The 16,907-nt window shown below is 69.6% G+C and carries 20 protein-coding genes and 1 tRNA gene; 10 read left to right on the plus strand and 11 right to left on the minus strand.

The genetic code is table 11. From position 1 onward, the window contains the following. Positions 1–49 precede the first annotated feature (49 nt). Positions 50–1,042, minus strand: coding sequence for an LLM class F420-dependent oxidoreductase (locus tag ACIA03_RS01475; RefSeq protein ID WP_396978535.1), 993 nt, complete (start codon positions 1,040–1,042; stop codon positions 50–52). A 134-nt stretch (positions 1,043–1,176) separates the two neighbouring features. On the opposite strand from ACIA03_RS01475, the gene ACIA03_RS01480 reads away from it, so the two are divergent. From ACIA03_RS01480 to pdxY, 4 genes are read left to right on the plus strand one after another with little or no spacing between them, the layout of a single operon-like run. Then, on the plus strand, positions 1,177–1,866 hold the full coding sequence (locus ACIA03_RS01480; RefSeq protein ID WP_396978536.1) for a uracil-DNA glycosylase: 690 nt from the start codon (positions 1,177–1,179) through the stop codon (positions 1,864–1,866). Positions 1,867–1,908: 42 nt separating this feature from the next. Further along, complete coding sequence (locus ACIA03_RS01485; RefSeq protein WP_396978538.1) at positions 1,909–2,460, plus strand: hypothetical protein; 552 nt, start codon at positions 1,909–1,911, stop codon at positions 2,458–2,460. 14 nt (positions 2,461–2,474) lie between these two features. Further along, positions 2,475–3,092 (plus strand): rhomboid family intramembrane serine protease, encoded by a 618-nt coding sequence (locus ACIA03_RS01490; protein WP_396978540.1) that lies wholly within the window; start codon positions 2,475–2,477, stop codon positions 3,090–3,092. Between the two features lie 23 nt (positions 3,093–3,115). After that, positions 3,116–3,964, plus strand: coding sequence for a pyridoxal kinase PdxY (pdxY, locus tag ACIA03_RS01495; RefSeq protein ID WP_396978542.1), 849 nt, complete (start codon positions 3,116–3,118; stop codon positions 3,962–3,964). Here the strand turns inward: pdxY and ACIA03_RS01500 are convergent, their stop codons facing one another. The 7 genes from ACIA03_RS01500 to nirD form a co-directional block, all read right to left on the minus strand. Next, positions 3,965–4,369 (minus strand): HNH endonuclease, encoded by a 405-nt coding sequence (locus ACIA03_RS01500; RefSeq protein WP_396978544.1) that lies wholly within the window; start codon positions 4,367–4,369, stop codon positions 3,965–3,967. Positions 4,370–4,403: 34 nt separating this feature from the next. Further along, positions 4,404–4,479 (minus strand) — tRNA-Thr (locus ACIA03_RS01505). Positions 4,480–4,548: 69 nt separating this feature from the next. Beyond that, positions 4,549–6,066 (minus strand): metallophosphoesterase, encoded by a 1,518-nt coding sequence (locus ACIA03_RS01510; RefSeq protein ID WP_396978546.1) that lies wholly within the window; start codon positions 6,064–6,066, stop codon positions 4,549–4,551. A gap of 50 nt (positions 6,067–6,116) precedes the next feature. Then, positions 6,117–7,073, minus strand: coding sequence for a 23S rRNA (guanosine(2251)-2'-O)-methyltransferase RlmB (gene rlmB / locus ACIA03_RS01515; protein WP_396978548.1), 957 nt, complete (start codon positions 7,071–7,073; stop codon positions 6,117–6,119). Further along, positions 7,073–8,482, minus strand: a complete 1,410-nt coding sequence (cysS, locus tag ACIA03_RS01520; RefSeq protein ID WP_396978550.1) for a cysteine--tRNA ligase — start codon at positions 8,480–8,482, stop codon at positions 7,073–7,075. The genes rlmB and cysS overlap by 1 nt, the downstream gene beginning before the upstream one ends. A gap of 116 nt (positions 8,483–8,598) precedes the next feature. After that, positions 8,599–9,078, minus strand: a complete 480-nt coding sequence (ispF, locus tag ACIA03_RS01525; RefSeq protein ID WP_396978552.1) for a 2-C-methyl-D-erythritol 2,4-cyclodiphosphate synthase — start codon at positions 9,076–9,078, stop codon at positions 8,599–8,601. Between the two features lie 37 nt (positions 9,079–9,115). Then, positions 9,116–9,478 (minus strand): nitrite reductase small subunit NirD, encoded by a 363-nt coding sequence (nirD, locus tag ACIA03_RS01530; RefSeq protein ID WP_396978554.1) that lies wholly within the window; start codon positions 9,476–9,478, stop codon positions 9,116–9,118. A 252-nt stretch (positions 9,479–9,730) separates the two neighbouring features. Here nirD and ACIA03_RS01535 point away from each other — a divergent pair, with 252 nt between their 5' ends. Beyond that, on the plus strand, positions 9,731–10,423 hold the full coding sequence (locus tag ACIA03_RS01535; protein ID WP_396978556.1) for a 2-C-methyl-D-erythritol 4-phosphate cytidylyltransferase: 693 nt from the start codon (positions 9,731–9,733) through the stop codon (positions 10,421–10,423). Here the strand turns inward: ACIA03_RS01535 and ACIA03_RS01540 are convergent. Continuing rightward, positions 10,416–11,024, minus strand: a complete 609-nt coding sequence (locus ACIA03_RS01540; RefSeq protein WP_396978558.1) for a hypothetical protein — start codon at positions 11,022–11,024, stop codon at positions 10,416–10,418. The two genes, ACIA03_RS01535 and ACIA03_RS01540, sit on opposite strands and share 8 nt — an antisense overlap. Positions 11,025–11,103: 79 nt before the next feature. Further along, on the minus strand, positions 11,104–11,589 hold the full coding sequence (locus tag ACIA03_RS01545; protein ID WP_008360791.1) for a CarD family transcriptional regulator: 486 nt from the start codon (positions 11,587–11,589) through the stop codon (positions 11,104–11,106). A 235-nt stretch (positions 11,590–11,824) separates the two neighbouring features. On the opposite strand from ACIA03_RS01545, the gene ACIA03_RS01550 reads away from it, so the two are divergent. The 3 genes from ACIA03_RS01550 (at position 11,825) to ACIA03_RS01560 (ending at position 14,215) form a co-directional block, all read left to right on the plus strand. Next, on the plus strand, positions 11,825–12,670 hold the full coding sequence (locus ACIA03_RS01550; protein ID WP_396978561.1) for a hypothetical protein: 846 nt from the start codon (positions 11,825–11,827) through the stop codon (positions 12,668–12,670). Between the two features lie 67 nt (positions 12,671–12,737). After that, a complete protein-coding gene (locus ACIA03_RS01555) occupies positions 12,738–13,475 on the plus strand; it encodes a hypothetical protein (RefSeq protein WP_396978563.1) in 738 nt (245 codons plus the stop codon). Continuing rightward, positions 13,475–14,215, plus strand: coding sequence for a phosphoglyceromutase (locus ACIA03_RS01560; RefSeq protein WP_396978565.1), 741 nt, complete (start codon positions 13,475–13,477; stop codon positions 14,213–14,215). The genes ACIA03_RS01555 and ACIA03_RS01560 overlap by 1 nt, the downstream gene beginning before the upstream one ends. A 79-nt stretch (positions 14,216–14,294) precedes the next feature. Here the strand turns inward: ACIA03_RS01560 and phoU are convergent, their stop codons facing one another. Then, positions 14,295–14,945, minus strand: coding sequence for a phosphate signaling complex protein PhoU (phoU, locus tag ACIA03_RS01565; protein WP_396978567.1), 651 nt, complete (start codon positions 14,943–14,945; stop codon positions 14,295–14,297). 120 nt (positions 14,946–15,065) lie between these two features. On the opposite strand from phoU, the gene ACIA03_RS01570 reads away from it, so the two are divergent. After that, positions 15,066–16,223: a sensor histidine kinase gene (locus ACIA03_RS01570; RefSeq protein WP_396978569.1), complete on the plus strand. Its 1,158-nt coding sequence runs from the start codon at positions 15,066–15,068 to the stop codon at positions 16,221–16,223. Beyond that, positions 16,220–16,897, plus strand: a complete 678-nt coding sequence (locus ACIA03_RS01575; protein WP_141795017.1) for a response regulator transcription factor — start codon at positions 16,220–16,222, stop codon at positions 16,895–16,897. The genes ACIA03_RS01570 and ACIA03_RS01575 overlap by 4 nt, the downstream gene beginning before the upstream one ends. The last annotated feature ends 10 nt before the right edge of the window (positions 16,898–16,907 follow it).

Raw genomic sequence — 16,907 nt, forward strand, 5'->3', positions numbered from 1 at the left:
GGCCCGCCACGGCGTTGTAAACGTCCGTGGCGGTGTCGGCAGGCGTCGCTCAGGCGAACTCGGGGAGGACCTGAGACTCGAAGAGCTCGATCGAGGAGCGGTCGTAGGCGGCGTCGCCGAAGTAGGTGATGGCGTACGTCATCCCCAGCTCCTCCATCGCCTTCAGCTTCTCCACGATCTGCTCGGGCGTGCCGGTCAGCCCCTGGCTGCCGCTGCGGCGGGCGTGCTCCGCGCCGGCGGCCTCCCCGAGCGACTTGGTGAGGTGGTCGGCGTACCAGTCGATCCTGTCCTGGACGTCCTTCTCGGTCTCGCCGATGAAGACGTTGTAGTTGGCGGAGCGGGTGATCTCGGCGAAGTCGCGGCCGAGGTTCTCGCAGTGCGCCGCCAGGATGTCGGACTTGGCCGTGAACGTCTCCGGGTCGCCGGCGAAGTTGGTGTAGTCGGCGTACTGAGCGGCGATCTTCAGAGTCACCTTCTCGCCACCGCCCGCGATCCACAGCGGGATCCCGGAGCGACCCTTCTGGATCGGCAGCGGCTGACAGATGGCGCCGTCGACCTGGTAGTACTTCCCGTCGAGGGAGGAGACGCCCGTGGTCCAGGCCTGCTGGAAGATCTGCACGCCCTCGCGGAGCATCCCGAGCCGGTCGCGTGCCTCGGGGAAGCCGTAGCCGTAGGCCCGCCACTCGTGCTCGTACCAGCCCGCGCCGATGCCCATCTCGATCCGGCCGCCGCTGACGTGGTCGGCGGTCGCGGCGACCTTCGCCAGATAGGCGGGGTTGCGGTAGGACATGCAGGAGCACATCTGGCCGAGGCGCACCCGCGAGGTGACCGCACCGAGGCCCGCCATCAGGGTCCAGGCCTCGTGGGTGGCCTGGTCCGAGGGCTCCGGGGTGGTGTGGAAGTGGTCGTAGACCCAGACCGACTCCCAGCTCCCGGCGTCGGCATGGAGGGCCAGGTCCTTCATCGTGTTCCACTGGTCAGCCGGGTCGATCCCGACGAGGTCAAAGCGCCATCCCTGCGGGATGAAGAGTCCGAACTTCATGCACCACAACCTATCCAGCGTCCCTGACGATGGCGAACGATATGTTGGGGGACCATGAGCGAGCGACAGCGAGCGACAACCGGCCTCATGCCGCCACTTCCGTACTCTTCGCCTTGCCCTACGGAAGTGGCGGCATGAGCGCACTGGCAGGACTCGTGGACAAGGGCCTGATGGCTGCCGACTGGGCCGAGGCGCTGGCGCCGGCCGAGCCGCAGATCGAGCAGATGGGCCGTTTCCTGCGCGACGAGCTGGCGGCCAGGCGCCCCTATCTCCCCGACGGCGACCGGATCTTCAACGCCTTCCGGCGCCCGCTGCGGGACGTACGCGTCCTGATCGTCGGCCAGGATCCCTACCCGACCATCGGGCACCCGATCGGGCTCAGCTTCGCGGTCGAGAAGGACGTACGTCCGCTGCCGGCGTCGCTGAAGAACATCTATGCCGAGCTGACCACCGACCTCGACCTGAAGATGCCCGAGCACGGCGACCTCTCGACGTGGGCCGACCGCGGGGTGATGCTGCTCAACACCTCGCTGACGGTGCGGCCCGGCGCGCCCGCCTCACACTCGAAGAAGGGCTGGGAGGAGGTCACCGGGCGGGCGATCGACGTCCTCGGCCGCCGCGGCGGACCGCTGGTCGCCATCCTGTGGGGCCGGCACGCGCAGAACCTCGAGCCGAGGCTCAACGGGGTGCCCGCGATCAAGTCCGTCCACCCCTCGCCGCTCTCCGCACGCCGCGGGTTCTTCGGGTCCCGGCCGTTCTCCCGCGCCAACGCCCTCCTGGTCGAACAGGGCGGTTCTCCGGTCGACTGGTCCCTTCCCGATTAGGATCGGCGCCATCGGCCCATCGACGCGGTGAACGGGGGTCACGTGGGCGAGAACTTCACCGGACCGACGCTGTCGGTGTCACGCCGGCTCAAGATCGCCGGCACCATCGTCGTGGTCCTGCTGGCCGCCTGGGCGGCCCTGCTCGGCGGCAGAGTCCTGCTGGACCGCGCCGGTCCCCCGGAATACCCCGCTGCCGGCGTACGCGACTGGGCGACCTTCGCCGACCACCTCGTCCTGGGCACCGCCGCTGATGACCGGCTCGATGTCACCACCGTCCTGTGGAGCCGGCAGGGAGCCCACCCGATCGGCCGCCGGATCTCGATCGACGCCGACCTGACCGACGGCGAGGCGTACGCGGTGCCGGTGGCCTGGCTCGAGGACGGCGGCGGACGCTGGGTCGCGCTGGCGTCCGACGCGGTGCTCCCTCTCGACGGCGGGCGGATCACCGGGGGCGGTGGCACCTGGGCGGCCGACCACACCGGGGAGTCTCCCCGGGCACTCGCGACCGAGCTCTACGAGACCGGGCCTCACCCCGCCGCTGTCCCCTACCTCTACGGGAGCCTCGAGCAACGACTCGCCGCTGTGGAGCGGTAGGTAGGATTTCGGGCGTGAGCCAGGATTCCCCCACGTCGGCCAAACGCGCCAACTGGCTTCGGGCCGGCGTTTGGTCGCTCGGTTTCGTCGCCCTGCTGTGGGTGCTCGAGGCCACCGACTACATCAGCGGCCACCAGCTCGACTCGCTGGGCATCACCCCGCGCACCGACGCCGGGCTCCTCGGCATCGTGTTCGCTCCGGTGCTCCACTTCGGCTGGGCCCACCTCTACGGCAACACCCTGTTTGCACTCGTCCTGAGCTTCTTGGTGCTCGCCTCCGGATTCGGCCGCGGGATCGCAGCGACGCTGATCATCTGGATCGTCGGTGGCGTCGGCGTCTGGCTGATGTCGCCGCCGGGCAGCATCACCGCCGGCACCTCGATGCTGATCTTCGGCTGGCTGGTCTACCTCATCCTGCGTGGGCTGTTCAACCACCGCGTCGGCGAGATCGTGATCGGCGTGCTCATCTTCCTGGCCTGGGGCAGCCTGCTCCTCGGCGTACTCCCCGGGCAGACCGGTGTCTCGTGGCAGGGCCACCTCTTCGGAGCGATCGGTGGTGCGCTGGCGGCCTGGCTGCTCAACGACCCGCCCAAGAAGCAGGCCTCGAAGAAGGCCCAGAAGAAGGCCGCCTGAGCCGACTGTTGGAGACTGGTTCCATGCAGATCCTCTCCATCCAGTCGCACGTGGCCTTCGGCTACGTCGGCAACTCGGCGGCCGTCTTCCCGATCCAGCGCCTCGGTCACGAGGTCTGGCCGGTGCTCACGGTCAACTTCTCCAACCACACCGGCTACGGCGAGTGGCGCGGTCCGGTCGTGGCCGCCGACCAGGTCGCCGAGGTCATCGAGGGGATCTCCGAGCGCGACGGTCTCGCCACCGTCTCCGCCGTGCTGTCCGGCTACCAGGGCGACCCGGCGGTCGGCGCGATCGTCCTGGATTCCGTACGCCGCGTGAAGGCGCTCAACCCGCGGGCCCTCTACTGCTGCGACCCGGTGATGGGCGACGTCGGGCGCGGGATGTTCGTCCGCGAGGGCATCCCGGAGTTCATGCGCGACGAGGTCGTGCCCGCCGCCGACGTCATCACGCCCAACCACTTCGAGCTCAACTTCCTCGCCGGCGTCGAGTCGACCGACACCCTGCAGGAGGTGCTCGCCGCCGTCGACATCGTCCGCGAGTCCGGCCCGTCGAACGTGCTCGTGACCTCGGTGATCACCAAGGACCCCACCCACATCGACCTGGTCGCGGTCTCCGACGAGGGTGCCTGGTCGGTCACCACTCCGCTGCTCCCGATCTCCCCCAACGGCGGCGGCGACGTCACCGCCGCGGTCTACCTCTCCCACCTGCTCTCGACCGGCTCCACCCCGGCCGCGCTGGGCCGCACCGCGAACACCCTCTTCGCCATCCTCGACCGGACGCTGAAGTCGGGCCGCCGCGAGCTCGAGCTCGTCGCCTCCCAGGACGACATCGCCAACCCGCCGACGACGTACGAGGTCACTCAGCTCCGCTGATCAGTAGGACTTGCCGTCGGCGTATCTCTGCCGTCGCCATGCCCTGCCGCTCCCCCGGTTCTTGGCCTTGTACGTCGGGAGCTGACTGTCGCAGTTCGGGCAGACCAGCCTCAGGTTCTCGCGCTTGTTATTGCTGGCATCGCCGTCGATGTGGTCCAGCACGAAGGCGAGTTCGAGACCGTTCCACTCGGACGGGATCGCGCAGACCGCACAGAGGCCGCCCTGCTGCTGGAGGACGTAGTCGCGGATGTAATGGCGGCGTTTGCTCTGCGCTTTCCCGATCCCGGTGGAGAGCCACTCCTCGACCATGCGCTTCTGCTTCACCTGCATCTGACAGGCGTTGCTGCAGTAGATCTTCTGGTGGCGCTCGGTCAGCTCCCGATCGCATCCCAAGCATCGGCTCATGGCAATGACTGTATGGCCGACCACCGACAGTTCCTGGAGCCGGTGACAGGAGTCGAACCCGCGACATTTCGCTTACAAGGCGAACGCTCTACCAACTGAGCTACACCGGCATGCCGTACGTCTCCGCGACGGCGGGACAATCGTAGCCAGTCGTCCACCGATGTGCGCAGCCGACGCGGCTAACGAGCGGGATCGAGCGGGACGTACTCGTGGGCGGTGAGGACTCCGTTGGTCTCCAGCTCGACGGACTGGATGCCCACGGGCTGCCCGTCGGCGTAGGTGATCAGGCTGACCTCGGCGGTGCGGCGGATCTTCCCCATCGCGAAGGCGTACGCCGCGCCGCCGGTGGTGCCGTTGGTGTAGGTCCAGCCGATGTTGCCGTTCTCACCGGTGACCTCGCCCGGGCCCAGGTGCACGTGACGGTGGCCGCCGACGACGAGGGTCGCGCAGCCGCGGCGCAGGGTCTCGCGGCCGAGGGACGGGTCGTGGACGAGGAGGGTCGCGACCGGCTTCCCGTCCTCCATCGACGCGCAGGCGATGTCGGCCAGCTTCGAACCGGCCTCCTCGAAGCTGACGCTCTTCTCGTCGATCCAGTTGCCGAGGCCGCTGGTGCGCGGGTCGGGAACCCCGAGGAGCGCCGAGCCGCCAGGCCCCTCGACGACCTCGCCGTCGAGCATGGTCCAGCCCTTGTCGGCCAGGTATCTGCCGACCGTCGGCCCGTGGTCGTGGTTGCCGGTGACCGCCCACTTGTCCAGGCCGTCGCTGGCGTCGGTGAGGGAGTCGAGGGAGAAGGTCTCCCAGTCGGACCCCGTCGAGGTGTCGTCGCCGGCGTCGAGGATGCCGGTCGCGCCACCCTCGTCGGCGATCGCGCGGACGACCGAGTCCATACCGACGTTGTCGTGACGATCCGAGACCAAGGCCACCACGGTCTCGTCCTCGGCCGGCTCCCGCAGCGCCAGGTCCGGCACCTTGGCGACCACCTTCTCGTAGAAGGTGCGGCTGGAGTTGTAGGTGTCGACCGCGCTGGCCACGAGCCGGCGGGTCTGGATGGCATAGGCGTCGCCGCGTACCTCCACATCGGCCAGCTCGTCGGGCACGGGGATCTCCGGGCCGAGGAAGCGGGCCAACGGGGTCCAGTCGCCGGCGACCGGCTCACGCTCCTTGCCCGCGGCGGGCGCTCCGGACGCGCCCCAGGGCTGCCAGACCGCGGCCGCGAGCACCGCCGCCGTGACCGCACCGATGCCCGCGGTGGTGAGACCGTGCCGCGTGCGCGCCGCTTCGGCCACGCGTCGACGCAGGTCGGCGCGGCGTTGGGCGCCGGGCAGCCACCACAGCAGGACTCCCCCGGCGACGATCGCCAAGGAGACCGCGGCACCGCGGATCACGGCCGCGACGAGCATCGAGTCGACCTGCTCCACCACGACGGCGCGCTGGCCGTCGGGCGCCGAGCCGAGGACGGCGTAGCGCTCGAAGAGCTCGTCCATCGACCTCAGCTCGGTCTTCCCGAGGGTGACGTCGACACCGATCGGACCCCCGACGTCCAGACGTACGTCGGGCAGCACCGGTCCGGTGTGGATGATCGCCTTCCCCGACAGCGTCGGACGCAGGACCGAGTCGTGGCCGGCCAGGACCACCTGGCGTTCGCTGGACAGGAAGAGCCACGCGCTCGACCCGACGGTGAGCGCGAGCCACAGCACTCCTAGCCCCGCCCAGACGGCGAGGCCACGAAGCAGAGTCCGGCGAGAAGTCAGCGGCGCGCCTCCGCGACCGCGTAGAGCACGACCGACGCAGCGACGCCGGCGTTGAGGGACTCGACGGAGTTGGCCATCGGGATCGACACTATCTGGTCGCAGGTCTCCTGGACCAAGCGCGACAGGCCGTCGCCCTCGGCACCGACGACGATCACCAGCGGACCGTCGGCGAGGCCGTCGGGGGCGCCCAGCTCGGGCAGCGTGATGTCGCCCTCCATGTCGAGCCCGACGACCATGCAGCCGGCGTCCTGGTAGGCCTTCAGCTGCCGGGTCAGGTTGACCGTCTGAGCGACCGGGATCCGGGCCGCGGCACCGGCGGAGGTCTTCCAGGCGGCGGCGGTCATGCCGGCGGCACGCCGCTCCGGGATCACCACACCGTGAGCACCGAAGGCGGCGGCGGAGCGGACGATCGCGCCGAGGTTGCGCGGGTCGGTGACCTGGTCGAGCGCCACGATCAGCGCCTTCTCCCCGGTCTCGGCGGCGCGGTCGATCAGGTCGTCGGCGTGCGCGTACTCGTAGGCGGGGATCCGCGCGGCCAGGCCCTGGTGGCCGTTGAAGCCGGTCAGCCGGTCGAGCTCGACCTTGGTCACCTCGAGCAGCGAGATGCCCTTCTCGGAGGCGAGCATGAACGCCTCGCGCAGCCGCCCGTCACGCTCGGCACCCTCGGCGACGTAGATCCCGTTGACCGGTACGTCCTCGCGCAGTGCCTCGACCACGGAGTTGCGGCCGATGATCCACTCGGCGTCGCCGGCGGCGCGCTTGCGCGGGCCCTTGTGGGCCCGCTGCTCGGCGGCCTGGGCCGCCTTGTGGGCCTTGTGGTAGGGCCGGTCCTTCGCCTTCGGCGTCGGGCCCTTGCCCTCGAGCCCACGACGCCGGTTGCCGCCCGAGCCCGTCGTGGCGCCCTTCTTGCGTCCCTTCGCGATCGCTCCGCGACGCTGGGAGTTGCCTGCCATCAGTTAACGCTCCATTTCGGACCCTCAGGGGTGTCCTCGATCTCGATCCCGGCGTCCTTGAGCCGGTCTCGCAAGGCATCGGCGCGGGCCCAGTCCTTGGCGGCGCGCGCCTCGGCGCGCTCGTCCAGGACCCCGCGGACCAGCACGTCCAGCGCACCGGTCAGCTTCTCGTCCTCACCGCTCGCCGGGCCCCACGACGGGTCGGCGGGGTCCAGGCCGAGGATGTCCAGCATCGCGCGGACGCTCGCGGCGACCCCGCGCAGCGCCGGGCTGTCACCGTCGGCGAGCAGCTTGTTGCCCTCGCGCACGACCTCGTGCAGCGCCGCCACCGCGGCCGGGGTGCCGAGGTCGTCGTCCATCGCGTTGACGAAGTCGGCGCACGCGACACCATCGGAAGGAATCTCACCGATGGCCGACGCGGCGCGCTCCAGGAAGCCTTCGATCCGCTGGAACCCGGCGGCCGCCTCGTCGAGCGCCTCGAAGGAGAACTCGACGTGGGACCGGTAGTGGGCCGCGACCAGGTAGTAGCGCAGCTCGATGCCGCGTACCTTCTTCAGGACCTCCGGGATGACCAGCGAGTTGCCCAGCGACTTCGACATCTTCTCGCCGGAGGTGGTGATCCAGGCGTTGTGCAGCCAGTAGTTCGCGAAGGGCCGGCCGGCGGCGCGGGACTGCGCCTGCTCGTTCTCGTGGTGCGGGAAGCGCAGGTCGATGCCACCGCCGTGGAAGTCGAAGGCGGGACCGAGGTATTTCCCGGCCATCGCCGAGCACTCGATGTGCCATCCGGGACGTCCCAGCCCCCAGGGCGAGGGCCACGAGGCGGTCTCCGGCTCGGAGACCTTCCGCCCCTTCCACAGCGCGAAGTCGCGCGGGTCGCGCTTGCCCCGCGGGTCGGCGTCGGCGGCGGCCTCCATGTCGTCGACCTTCTGCCCGGACAGCTCGCCGTAGGAGGGCCAGGAGCGCACGTCGAAGTAGACGTCGGCCGAGCCGTCCTCGGCGGCGTACGCGTGCCCCTTGGCGATCAGCTCCTCGATCAGCGCGATGATCTCGGGGATGTGACCGGTGGCCAGCGGCTCGTAGGTCGGCCGGGCGACGTTGAGCGAGGCGTAGGCGGCGTCGAGCTCGCGGTGCATGGTGTAGCCGAGGTTGTACCAGGGGCGTCCCTGCTCGGCGGACTTCGCCAGGATCTTGTCGTCGATGTCGGTCACGTTGCGGATGAACGTGGTCTCATAGCCCGACGCCCGCAGCCACCGCTGCAGCACGTCGAAGTTCACCCCGCTGCGCACATGCCCGACATGCGGCTCGCTCTGCACGGTCAGGCCACAGACATAGAGCGACGCCTTGCCGGGCTGCAAGGGGGTGAAGTCACGTACTTCACGGGTCGCCGAGTCGTAGAGCCTGAGTGCCATGCCCCAAGTCTAGGGACGTACGCGTGTTCCCTACCTATCGCGACGCACGATGAGCGAGCGCCAGCGAGCGAACGACGGGTATTTCATCGGGCCATGTCGGTATCCTCGCGCTTGCGCTACCGGCGTGGCGCGATGAGAGCGGTTGCGACGGCGGCGACGCCCTCGCCGCGGCCGGTGAGCCCGAGGCCGTCGGAGGTCGTCGCGGTCACCGTGACCGGCGCGCCCGCCGCCGCGGAGAGCGCCTGGTTCGCCTCGTCCCGCCGCGGACCGATCTTGGGCCGGTTGCCGATCACCTGGACCGCGACGTTCCCGATCTCGAAACCGGCCTCACGGACCCTCCGCGCCGCCTCGGCCAGCAGAACCACCCCGGCCGCGCCGGCCCACTCGGGCTCGGAGGTGCCGAAGTTGGACCCCAGGTCGCCGAGCCCCGCGGCGGAGAAGAGCGCGTCGCAGCAGGCGTGGGCGGCCACGTCCCCGTCGGAGTGCCCGGCCAGACCCTGCGGCTCGTCGGGAAAGGCGAGGCCGGCCACATGCATCGGGACACCGTCGGCAAGGCTGTGTACGTCGGTCCCGATGCCGACCAGAGGAAGCTGCACGCCCGCAGTCTCCCAGATCCCGGCCGACCCGATGCCGTCAGGCCACCTTGCGGTGCCCGACGTGGATGAGCCCGTCGACCACCCGGACCTCATAGGCCGGAATGGTCACGTGCGGGTCGTCCAGGCACTGCCCCGTACGCAGGTCGAACCCGTGCCGGTGAGCCGGTGAGGCCACGAACGGCACCCCGTCGCGGACCCCGACGATCCCTTTGGCGATCACCGACGCCTTGGCGAAGGGATCGTGGTTGCCCAGGGCGTAGACGGCGTTGTCGGGCATCCGGAAGATGGCGATGGCCTGCCCATGGACCAGTGCCGTGGCGCCGCGCTTCACCTCGAGCGCGTCGACCGGGCAGACGGACTGCCAGTCTCCCTGATCGTCCCGCTGCATCGCCGCACTCATGCCGGCGCCTCCGTAGAAGAGGGCCACGAGTACGGACCCGCCGGTCTGAGGCCTGTGGTCGCTCGCTGGCGCTCGCTCATGACGTCGCCGGCCCGAGCCGCTTCGTCGACATTCGTCGGGTCCTCCCTTCGGTGGATTTTGAACGCTATGGGGCGTCGTGGTCACCTCCTGTTTCGCTCTGTTACGGGTGCGTAAACACCATCGCCCGGCCCATCGACCGGCACCTCCCGCCCGGGCGGATAGCCTCCTGGTGTGCCCGCCGCTCTCGTACTCCTGGCCGCCGGATCCGGCACCCGTGTCGGGGCCGCCACCAACAAGGTGCTGCTCCCCCTCGACGGCTCCGACGATCCGGCCTCCTCCGCCCTCGGCCTCTCCCTCCGGGCCGCCCTCGAGGTGGCCGATGTGGCCCGCATCGTCCTGGTCGTACGCAGCGGCGACGAGGAGGCGGTCGCGGCCGTCGCGCAGCCTCTTCTCGGCGAGCGTGAGGTCGCGATGGTCGCCGGTGGCGACACCCGCCACGCCTCCGAGCAGACCGCGCTCGGTGTGCTCCGGGCCGACATCGAGGCCGGCGGGATCGACGTGGTCGCGATCCACGACACCGCCAGGCCGCTGGCCGCTCCCGAGCTCTTCGCCGCGGTCATCGGCGTCGCCCGCGAGCACGGCGGTGCCATCCCCGCCGCGCCGCTCACCCACCTCTCGACGCGCGACCTGCAGCCGGTGCCCGGCGCGCTCGTCGGCGTACAGACCCCGCAGGCGTTCCGGGCCGCCGACCTGCTGTCCGCCTATGCGCAGGCCGCGGCCGACGGCTTCGACGGCACCGACACCGGCGCGACGCTGGAGCGCTACGCGTCCGGCGTACGCATCGTCGCGGTCCCCAGCACGCCGCTGAACCTCAAGGTGACCTTCGCCGACGACCTCGGCGCGGTCACGGCGCTGCTCACCTGATCGCGCCGGCCGAGAGCGCTTCGAGCAGGCGTACGTCCTCCGGCGATGCCACCCGGCGACCGACCGACGGCGCCTCGACCGAGACGACGGGGAACCGCCGGGCCAGCGCACCCGCGATGTCGGCGAAGTCGCCGGAGGGCCACGCGTCCAGGGCGGCGACGACGGCCGGGGGCAGGACGATCGGCGAGGCGACCGAGACCAGCGTGGACCGGTCGACGGTCGCGCCCAGCACCGGCACCCCGTCCTCGAGGGCGAGGTTCTTGACCGTGTCCGTGACCGGGCGTACGCCGACCACGACCGCCTCGCGGGCGAGCGCGGTCGAGACGCAGTGGGCGATGAAGGCCGGCGGGGTCATCGGGCACAGCGCGTCGTGCAGGACCAGGGGCTCCTCGGCGGCGACGATCCCTCCCCAGGAGGTGGTGAAGTCGACCGGCGTCACTCCGGACTCCCCCAGGGACCAGGTGGCCGCGGCGACCAGCGCCTCACCGTGGATCAGCGCGAACGGCAGCGATCCTCGGCCCTCGTCGGCGACGATCCCGAGAGCCGGCGGAACCTCGGCGGACTCGTCGATCTCGTCGTAGTCGGCGTAGGGGTCCTCCATGGGAGTCACCGTATCCGCCCCAGAACGCGAAACAGGCCCCGGGATGACCCGGAGCCTGTAACGCAGACCGAAACCAGCTTCAGCTGGCCAGCACCTCGTCGAGGAGGACTTCAGCCTTGTCTTCGTTGGTGTGCTCGCACAGCGCGAGCTCCGAGACGAGGATCTGGCGTGCCTTGGCGAGCATGCGCTTCTCCCCGGCGGAGAGGCCACGGTCACGCTCACGACGCCACAGGTCACGCACGACCTCTGCGACCTTCATGACATCGCCACTGTGCAGCTTCTCCAGATTTGCCTTGTAACGACGCGACCAGTTGGTCGGCTCTTCGACGTGCTCCGCACGAAGCACCTCGAAGACTCGATCAAGCCCGTCCTTGTCTACGACATCTCGAACTCCGACGAGCTCGAGGTTGTTGGCCGGAACACGCACCACGAGGTCCTGCTGAGCGATGATGCGGAGGACCAGATACTGCCGCTCCTCGCCCTTGATGGTGCGCATCTCGATGTCTTCGATGACGGCCGCGCCATGGTTCGGGTATACGACGGTCTCGCCGACGGTGAAAGTCATATTTTTAGGTACCCCTTCCTAGGGCTCTAAGTCTACCACGGATCTTAGAATTCGGATTCCACGTTTGCGCAGGTCAGGGGCTCAATCTGGGGTTGACAGATCGACAAGTTGTGTGGTTCCGCGCGCGCAGGCCGGTGAAGAGTGGCAGCATGGCTGATTTCGAAACGGGGCCGAAATCTCGTCGTAGCCAGCCTGTTGTCCTGCGCGGCTCGGCCGAGTGCCCGATACTGCCGCCATGGCGAATGCATCGCAGAGCGCCCCCAAGACCATCTTCACCGTGTCGTCGCACGCCCAGGATCAGGACCAGCAAGAGACGCAGCCCAGCGTGTCGGCCGTTCCTGATGCCTCGGCGGGCAGAGAGAGCGTCATGGACAAGATCGGTAACTGGGCCCCGTTCCTCCTCATCCGCTCCGCCCACCCCCGGCAGGCGGTGCTGACCGCCATCGGCCTCTCGGTGGCCGGCGTGCTCGCCGGGCTGACGACACGAGAGGTCACGCTGATCGCGGTCACCGTGCTCGTCGGCCAGGCCGTCCTCGGCTGGCACAACGACCTCGTCGACCAGGTCGTCGACCGTCGTCACGAGCGCGAGGGCAAGCCGATCTCCGACGGCCGCCTCGAACCGGGCGGCGTCTGGTTCGTGCTGTGCTGCGGCGTACTGCTGGTCATTCCGCTCTCGGTCACCTCGGGCACCGTCGCGGGGCTGTTCTACCTGGGCTCGCTGGTGATCGGGATGCTCGCCAACGTACTACTGCGCAGGGGCCTCTTCTCCTGGGTCCTGTGGGCGGCCGCCTTCGCCTGCTACCCCGGATATCTCTCGTACGCCGGCTGGGCCGGTGAGTCCGCGGGCGGACCGCCCCACTGGGCGATGGTCGCGCTCGCCGCGGCGCTCGGTGTCGGCGTGCACTTCCTGACCGCGCTGTGGGGCCTGGTCGCGGACAACCAGGACAGCTGGACGTACCTGCCGCTCAAGGCCGGACTCAAGCTGGGAGCCGGCAAGCTCCTCCTCGTCACGCTGGTCTACATCGGCGTGGTGGTCGGCGCGATGTTGTACGCCGGCAGCGTCGTCGGACTGCGTGCGTGACCGGCGCCTGACCTGCGAGCCTGACCCTTTTCCGAGATCGCCGGATCGGGCGGATAGAGTGTCGCGCGTGACGACCAAGGTTATGCAGAAGAGGCTCGCAATGGTGGGCGCCCTCGTGGCCCTCGGTGTGCCCGCGCTGAGCGCCTGCAACAGCTTCGACTACGCGACCGACCGGCCCAACGAGATCAGCCACGGCGGCTCGACGCTCGACGGCGCCATCCGGATCAACGCGGCTCGTATCGTGACCGCGCAGGAAGGCTCCGGCGTCCTGGTCGGCACCTTCTCGCTCGACCCGGCGATCAACCCGGCGGTCCACGGCAAGGCGCTGCCGTCGGTCACCTCGATCGCCACGGCGGCCGACGCCGAGGAGACGGTCACGCCGGAGTCGTTCACCCCGATCGAGCTGCCCACCGCCGGCATCATCAACCTGGCCGACCCGGCCAACGGTGGCATCGCGGTCACCGGTGACTTCAAGCCGGGCGACAGCATCCCGATGACCTTCACCTTCTCCGAGGGCGAGGAGAAGACGATCTCCGTCCCGGTGGTCACCCAGTGTGGTCCGTACGCCGAGGTCGTCGCCGCCGTCGACGAGACCGCGAAGCCGGGCAAGAAGGGCAAGAACGTCGAGACCCAGGAGTCCGAGGGCGCCACCGGCGAGGAGGCCTCGACGCTTCCGGCCGACACCGAGTCCGAGGGAGCCACCGAGGACGAGGCGCACGCCGAGTCCGCGGGCTCGATCAGCGAGGACCCCTACTCCTGCGAGTTCCCCACGGCCGCCCTGCCCGGCGCCGAGGAAGCCCACTGATGACCTACAAGCTCGTCCTCCTGCGCCACGGCGAGAGCGAGTGGAACGCGCTCAACCTGTCCACCGGCTGGGTCGACGTCGACCTCACCGACAAGGGCCGGGCCGAGGCGGTCAACGGCGGCAAACTGCTGGCCGAGGCCGGGATACTTCCCGACCTGGTCCACACCAGCCTGCTGCGCCGTGCGATCAACACCGCCAACATCGCCCTCGACACCGCCGATCGCCACTGGATCCCGGTGCGGCGCGACTGGCGCCTCAACGAGCGCCACTACGGCGCGCTGCAGGGCAAGAACAAGTCCGAGACGCTGAAGAAGTTCGGCGAGGAGCAGTTCCAGCTGTGGCGGCGTTCCTACGACGTCCCGCCCCCGCCGATCGAGGCCGACTCCGAGTTCTCCCAGGCCGGTGACCCGCGCTACGCCGACATCGACGTGCCCGCCACCGAGTGCCTCAAGGACGTCGTCGCCCGGATGATCCCCTACTGGGAGTCGGCGATCGTGCCCGACCTCCAGACCGGCAAGACCGTCCTGGTCACCGCCCACGGCAACAGCCTGCGCGCGCTGGTCAAGCACCTCGACAACATCTCCGACACCGAGATCGCCAAGCTCAACATCCCGACGGGCCAGCCGCTGGTCTACGAGCTCGACGAGTCGCTGAAGCCGACTGTTCCCGGCGGCACCTACCTCGACCCCGAGGCCGCGGCCGCCGCTGCCGAGGCTGTCGCCAACCAGGGCAAGCAGTAGCAACAAAATCCGCCGAGTCGGCTCGTCATGACGGGGCTGACTCGGCGGGTTTTTACGTCAGAACCAGCCGACTCGGGGCTCAGGAGTCGGCGGGGGTCTCGCCGGTCACCACGAAGACGACCCGGTTGGCCACCGTGACGGCGTGGTCGGCGATGCGCTCGTAGTAGCGACCCAGGAGGGCCACGTCGACGGCGGGCTCGACACCGTGGGTCCATTCCTGGCCCAGCAGCTCGGCGAACGACTTGCGCCGCAGCCGGTCCATCTCGTCGTCGTCGGCGACCAGGTCCTGGGCTGCGGCGACATCGCGGTCGCGCAGGATCTGGCAGGTGCGCTCGACCATCTGCTCGGCCACCTCCGCCATCCGGGCGATGGTCGGCTGAGCCAGCTCGGGGACAGCCTTGTTCGGCGTACGCAGCCGGGCGATCTTGGCGACGTGGACGGAGAGGTCGCCCATCCGCTCGAGGTCGGAGATCATCCGCAGCGCGGCGACGACGACGCGGAGGTCGCCGGCGACCGGGGACTGCAGGCCGAGCAGCTCGAGGGCGTTCTCCTCGATACGCTCGCGGGCGTCGTCGATCTCGGCATCCTTGTCGATCACCTGCTCGGCGAGGTCGTTGCGGGCCTCGAGAAGAGCGGTGGTGGCGTCCCGTACTGCCACGGACACCAGCTCGCAGACACTGGTGAGGTCGGTGAAGATGGCATCGAGATCGTCATGGAAAGCAGCGCGCATGGGCCGATCCTAGACACCCGACATGTACGGATCTTCATCGCGAGTGAACCGATGGTGAACGTTCGGCGCGGAGACGCCCAGAGGCGAAGTTTGGGTGTTTGATGGGCTTACCCTGATCGTGTGGACTCGACGACGCAGGCCTTTCTTGCTGCGCTCCTCGGCGCTGTCGTCGCCGGAGCGGCGGTACTTGCGTGGGCGATGAGCGAACGTTCGCGCCGCCGGGTTCCCGAGGTCGAGCCGCCCAAGGTGCCCTCCGAGGTCGCCGCCGTCCTCTCGGTCCTGCGCAGCAGCGCGGTCGTCGTGGACGAGGACGACACGGTGCTCAAGGCCAGCGCTCCGGCGTACGCCCTGGGTCTGGTGCGCGGCACCTCGCTGGTCTCGCCCGAGCTCTCCGAGCTCGTCCACGGCGTGCGCCGTGACGGCCAGATCCGCGAGACCGAGCTGGTGATCTCACGCGCCAACGGGGCATCACGGCACGTCACCGCGCGGGTCGCTCCGCTGGGCACGCGCCTGGCCCTCGCCCTGGTCGAGGACCGCACCCGCGAGCGCCGCGTCGAGGCCGTACGCCGCGACTTCGTCGCCAACGTCAGCCATGAGCTCAAGACGCCGGTCGGCGCGATCAGGGTCCTGGCCGATGCCGTCACCGAGGCCTCCGACGACCCCGAGGCCGTACGCCGCTTCTCCACCCGGATGATCCACGAGTCCGAGCGCCTGACCGAGCTCGTCCAGCAGATCATCGAGCTCTCCCGGCTGCAGGGTGACGAGCCGCTGGAGGCACCGGTCGCCGTCGACGTCGACAAGGTCATCGCCGCCGCAGTCGACAGCTCGACGGTCGATGCCAGCGCCAAGGGGATCAACGTGGTCAGCGCCGGCACCGCCGGACTGCACGTCTTCGGCAACGACGAGCAGGTCTCGACCGCGGTCACCAACCTGGTCTCCAACGCGGTCGCCTACTCCGATCCCGGCTCGACCGTGACCGTCTCGACCCGCGCGACCGATGGCTCCGTGGAGATCTCCGTGGTCGACCAGGGCATCGGCATCCCGTCCACGGAGATCGACCGGATCTTCGAGCGCTTCTACCGCGTCGACCCGGCTCGCCACCGCTCCACCGGTGGCACCGGGCTCGGCCTCTCGATCGTCAAGCACGTCGCTGCCACACATGGCGGCGAGGTCAAGGTCTGGTCGCAGGAGGGTCAGGGTTCCACCTTCACCCTCACCCTGCCCCAGCACCTACCAACTGCCGGGCAGTCCGGCACAAGCAAGGAGGAACGCCCGTGACCCGGGTACTCGTCGTCGAAGATGAAGCCAGCTACAGCGAGGCGCTGTCCTACATGCTCCGCAAGGAGGGCTTCGAGGTCGCCGTCGCCGAGGACGGCACCGACGCTCTGAAGGAGTTCGACCGCAACGGCGCGGACATCGTGCTGCTCGACCTGATGCTCCCCGGTCTCTCCGGCACCGAGGTGTGCCGGCAGATCCGGGCCACCTCGTCGGTCCCGGTCATCATGGTGACCGCCAAGGACGACGAGGTCGACAAGGTCGTCGGGCTCGAGCTCGGCGCCGACGACTACGTCACCAAGCCCTACTCCCCGCGCGAGCTGGTCGCCCGGATCCGCGCCGTCCTCCGGCGCGGCACCGAGCCCGACACCGCCCCCGCCACGCTCGAGGCCGGGCCCGTCCGGATGGACGTCGAGCGCCACGTCGTGACGGTGGACGGGTCCGAGCAGCGGCTTCCCCTCAAGGAGTTCGAGCTCCTCGAGATGTTCCTGCGCAACCCCGGCCGGGTGCTGACCCGCGGCCAGCTCATCGACCGAGTCTGGGGCTCCGACTACGTCGGCGACACCAAGACCCTCGACGTACACGTCAAGCGCCTCCGCGCCAAGCTCGAGCCGGACCCCTCCGAGCCCAAGTTCCTGGTCACGGTGCGAGGGCTGGGCTACAAGCTCGACCTCTGAGGGCGGGCTG

The sequence above is a fragment of the Nocardioides sp. NPDC051685 genome (assembly GCF_044453405.1).
Taxonomy (GTDB): domain Bacteria; phylum Actinomycetota; class Actinomycetes; order Propionibacteriales; family Nocardioidaceae; genus Nocardioides.

Coding starts and splice junctions, on each gene's coding strand:
- ACIA03_RS01475 (WP_396978535.1), bottom strand. CDS start 1,042: ATGAAGTTCGGACTCTTCATCCCGCAGGGATGGCGCTTTGACCTCGTC.
- ACIA03_RS01480 (WP_396978536.1), top strand. CDS start 1,177: ATGAGCGCACTGGCAGGACTCGTGGACAAGGGCCTGATGGCTGCCGAC.
- pdxY (WP_396978542.1), top strand. CDS start 3,116: ATGCAGATCCTCTCCATCCAGTCGCACGTGGCCTTCGGCTACGTCGGC.
- ACIA03_RS01500 (WP_396978544.1), bottom strand. CDS start 4,369: ATGAGCCGATGCTTGGGATGCGATCGGGAGCTGACCGAGCGCCACCAG.
- rlmB (WP_396978548.1), bottom strand. CDS start 7,073: ATGGCAGGCAACTCCCAGCGTCGCGGAGCGATCGCGAAGGGACGCAAG.
- cysS (WP_396978550.1), bottom strand. CDS start 8,482: ATGGCACTCAGGCTCTACGACTCGGCGACCCGTGAAGTACGTGACTTC.
- nirD (WP_396978554.1), bottom strand. CDS start 9,478: ATGAGTGCGGCGATGCAGCGGGACGATCAGGGAGACTGGCAGTCCGTC.
- ACIA03_RS01540 (WP_396978558.1), bottom strand. CDS start 11,024: ATGGAGGACCCCTACGCCGACTACGACGAGATCGACGAGTCCGCCGAG.
- ACIA03_RS01545 (WP_008360791.1), bottom strand. CDS start 11,589: ATGACTTTCACCGTCGGCGAGACCGTCGTATACCCGAACCATGGCGCG.
- ACIA03_RS01550 (WP_396978561.1), top strand. CDS start 11,825: ATGGCGAATGCATCGCAGAGCGCCCCCAAGACCATCTTCACCGTGTCG.
- ACIA03_RS01560 (WP_396978565.1), top strand. CDS start 13,475: ATGACCTACAAGCTCGTCCTCCTGCGCCACGGCGAGAGCGAGTGGAAC.
- phoU (WP_396978567.1), bottom strand. CDS start 14,945: ATGCGCGCTGCTTTCCATGACGATCTCGATGCCATCTTCACCGACCTC.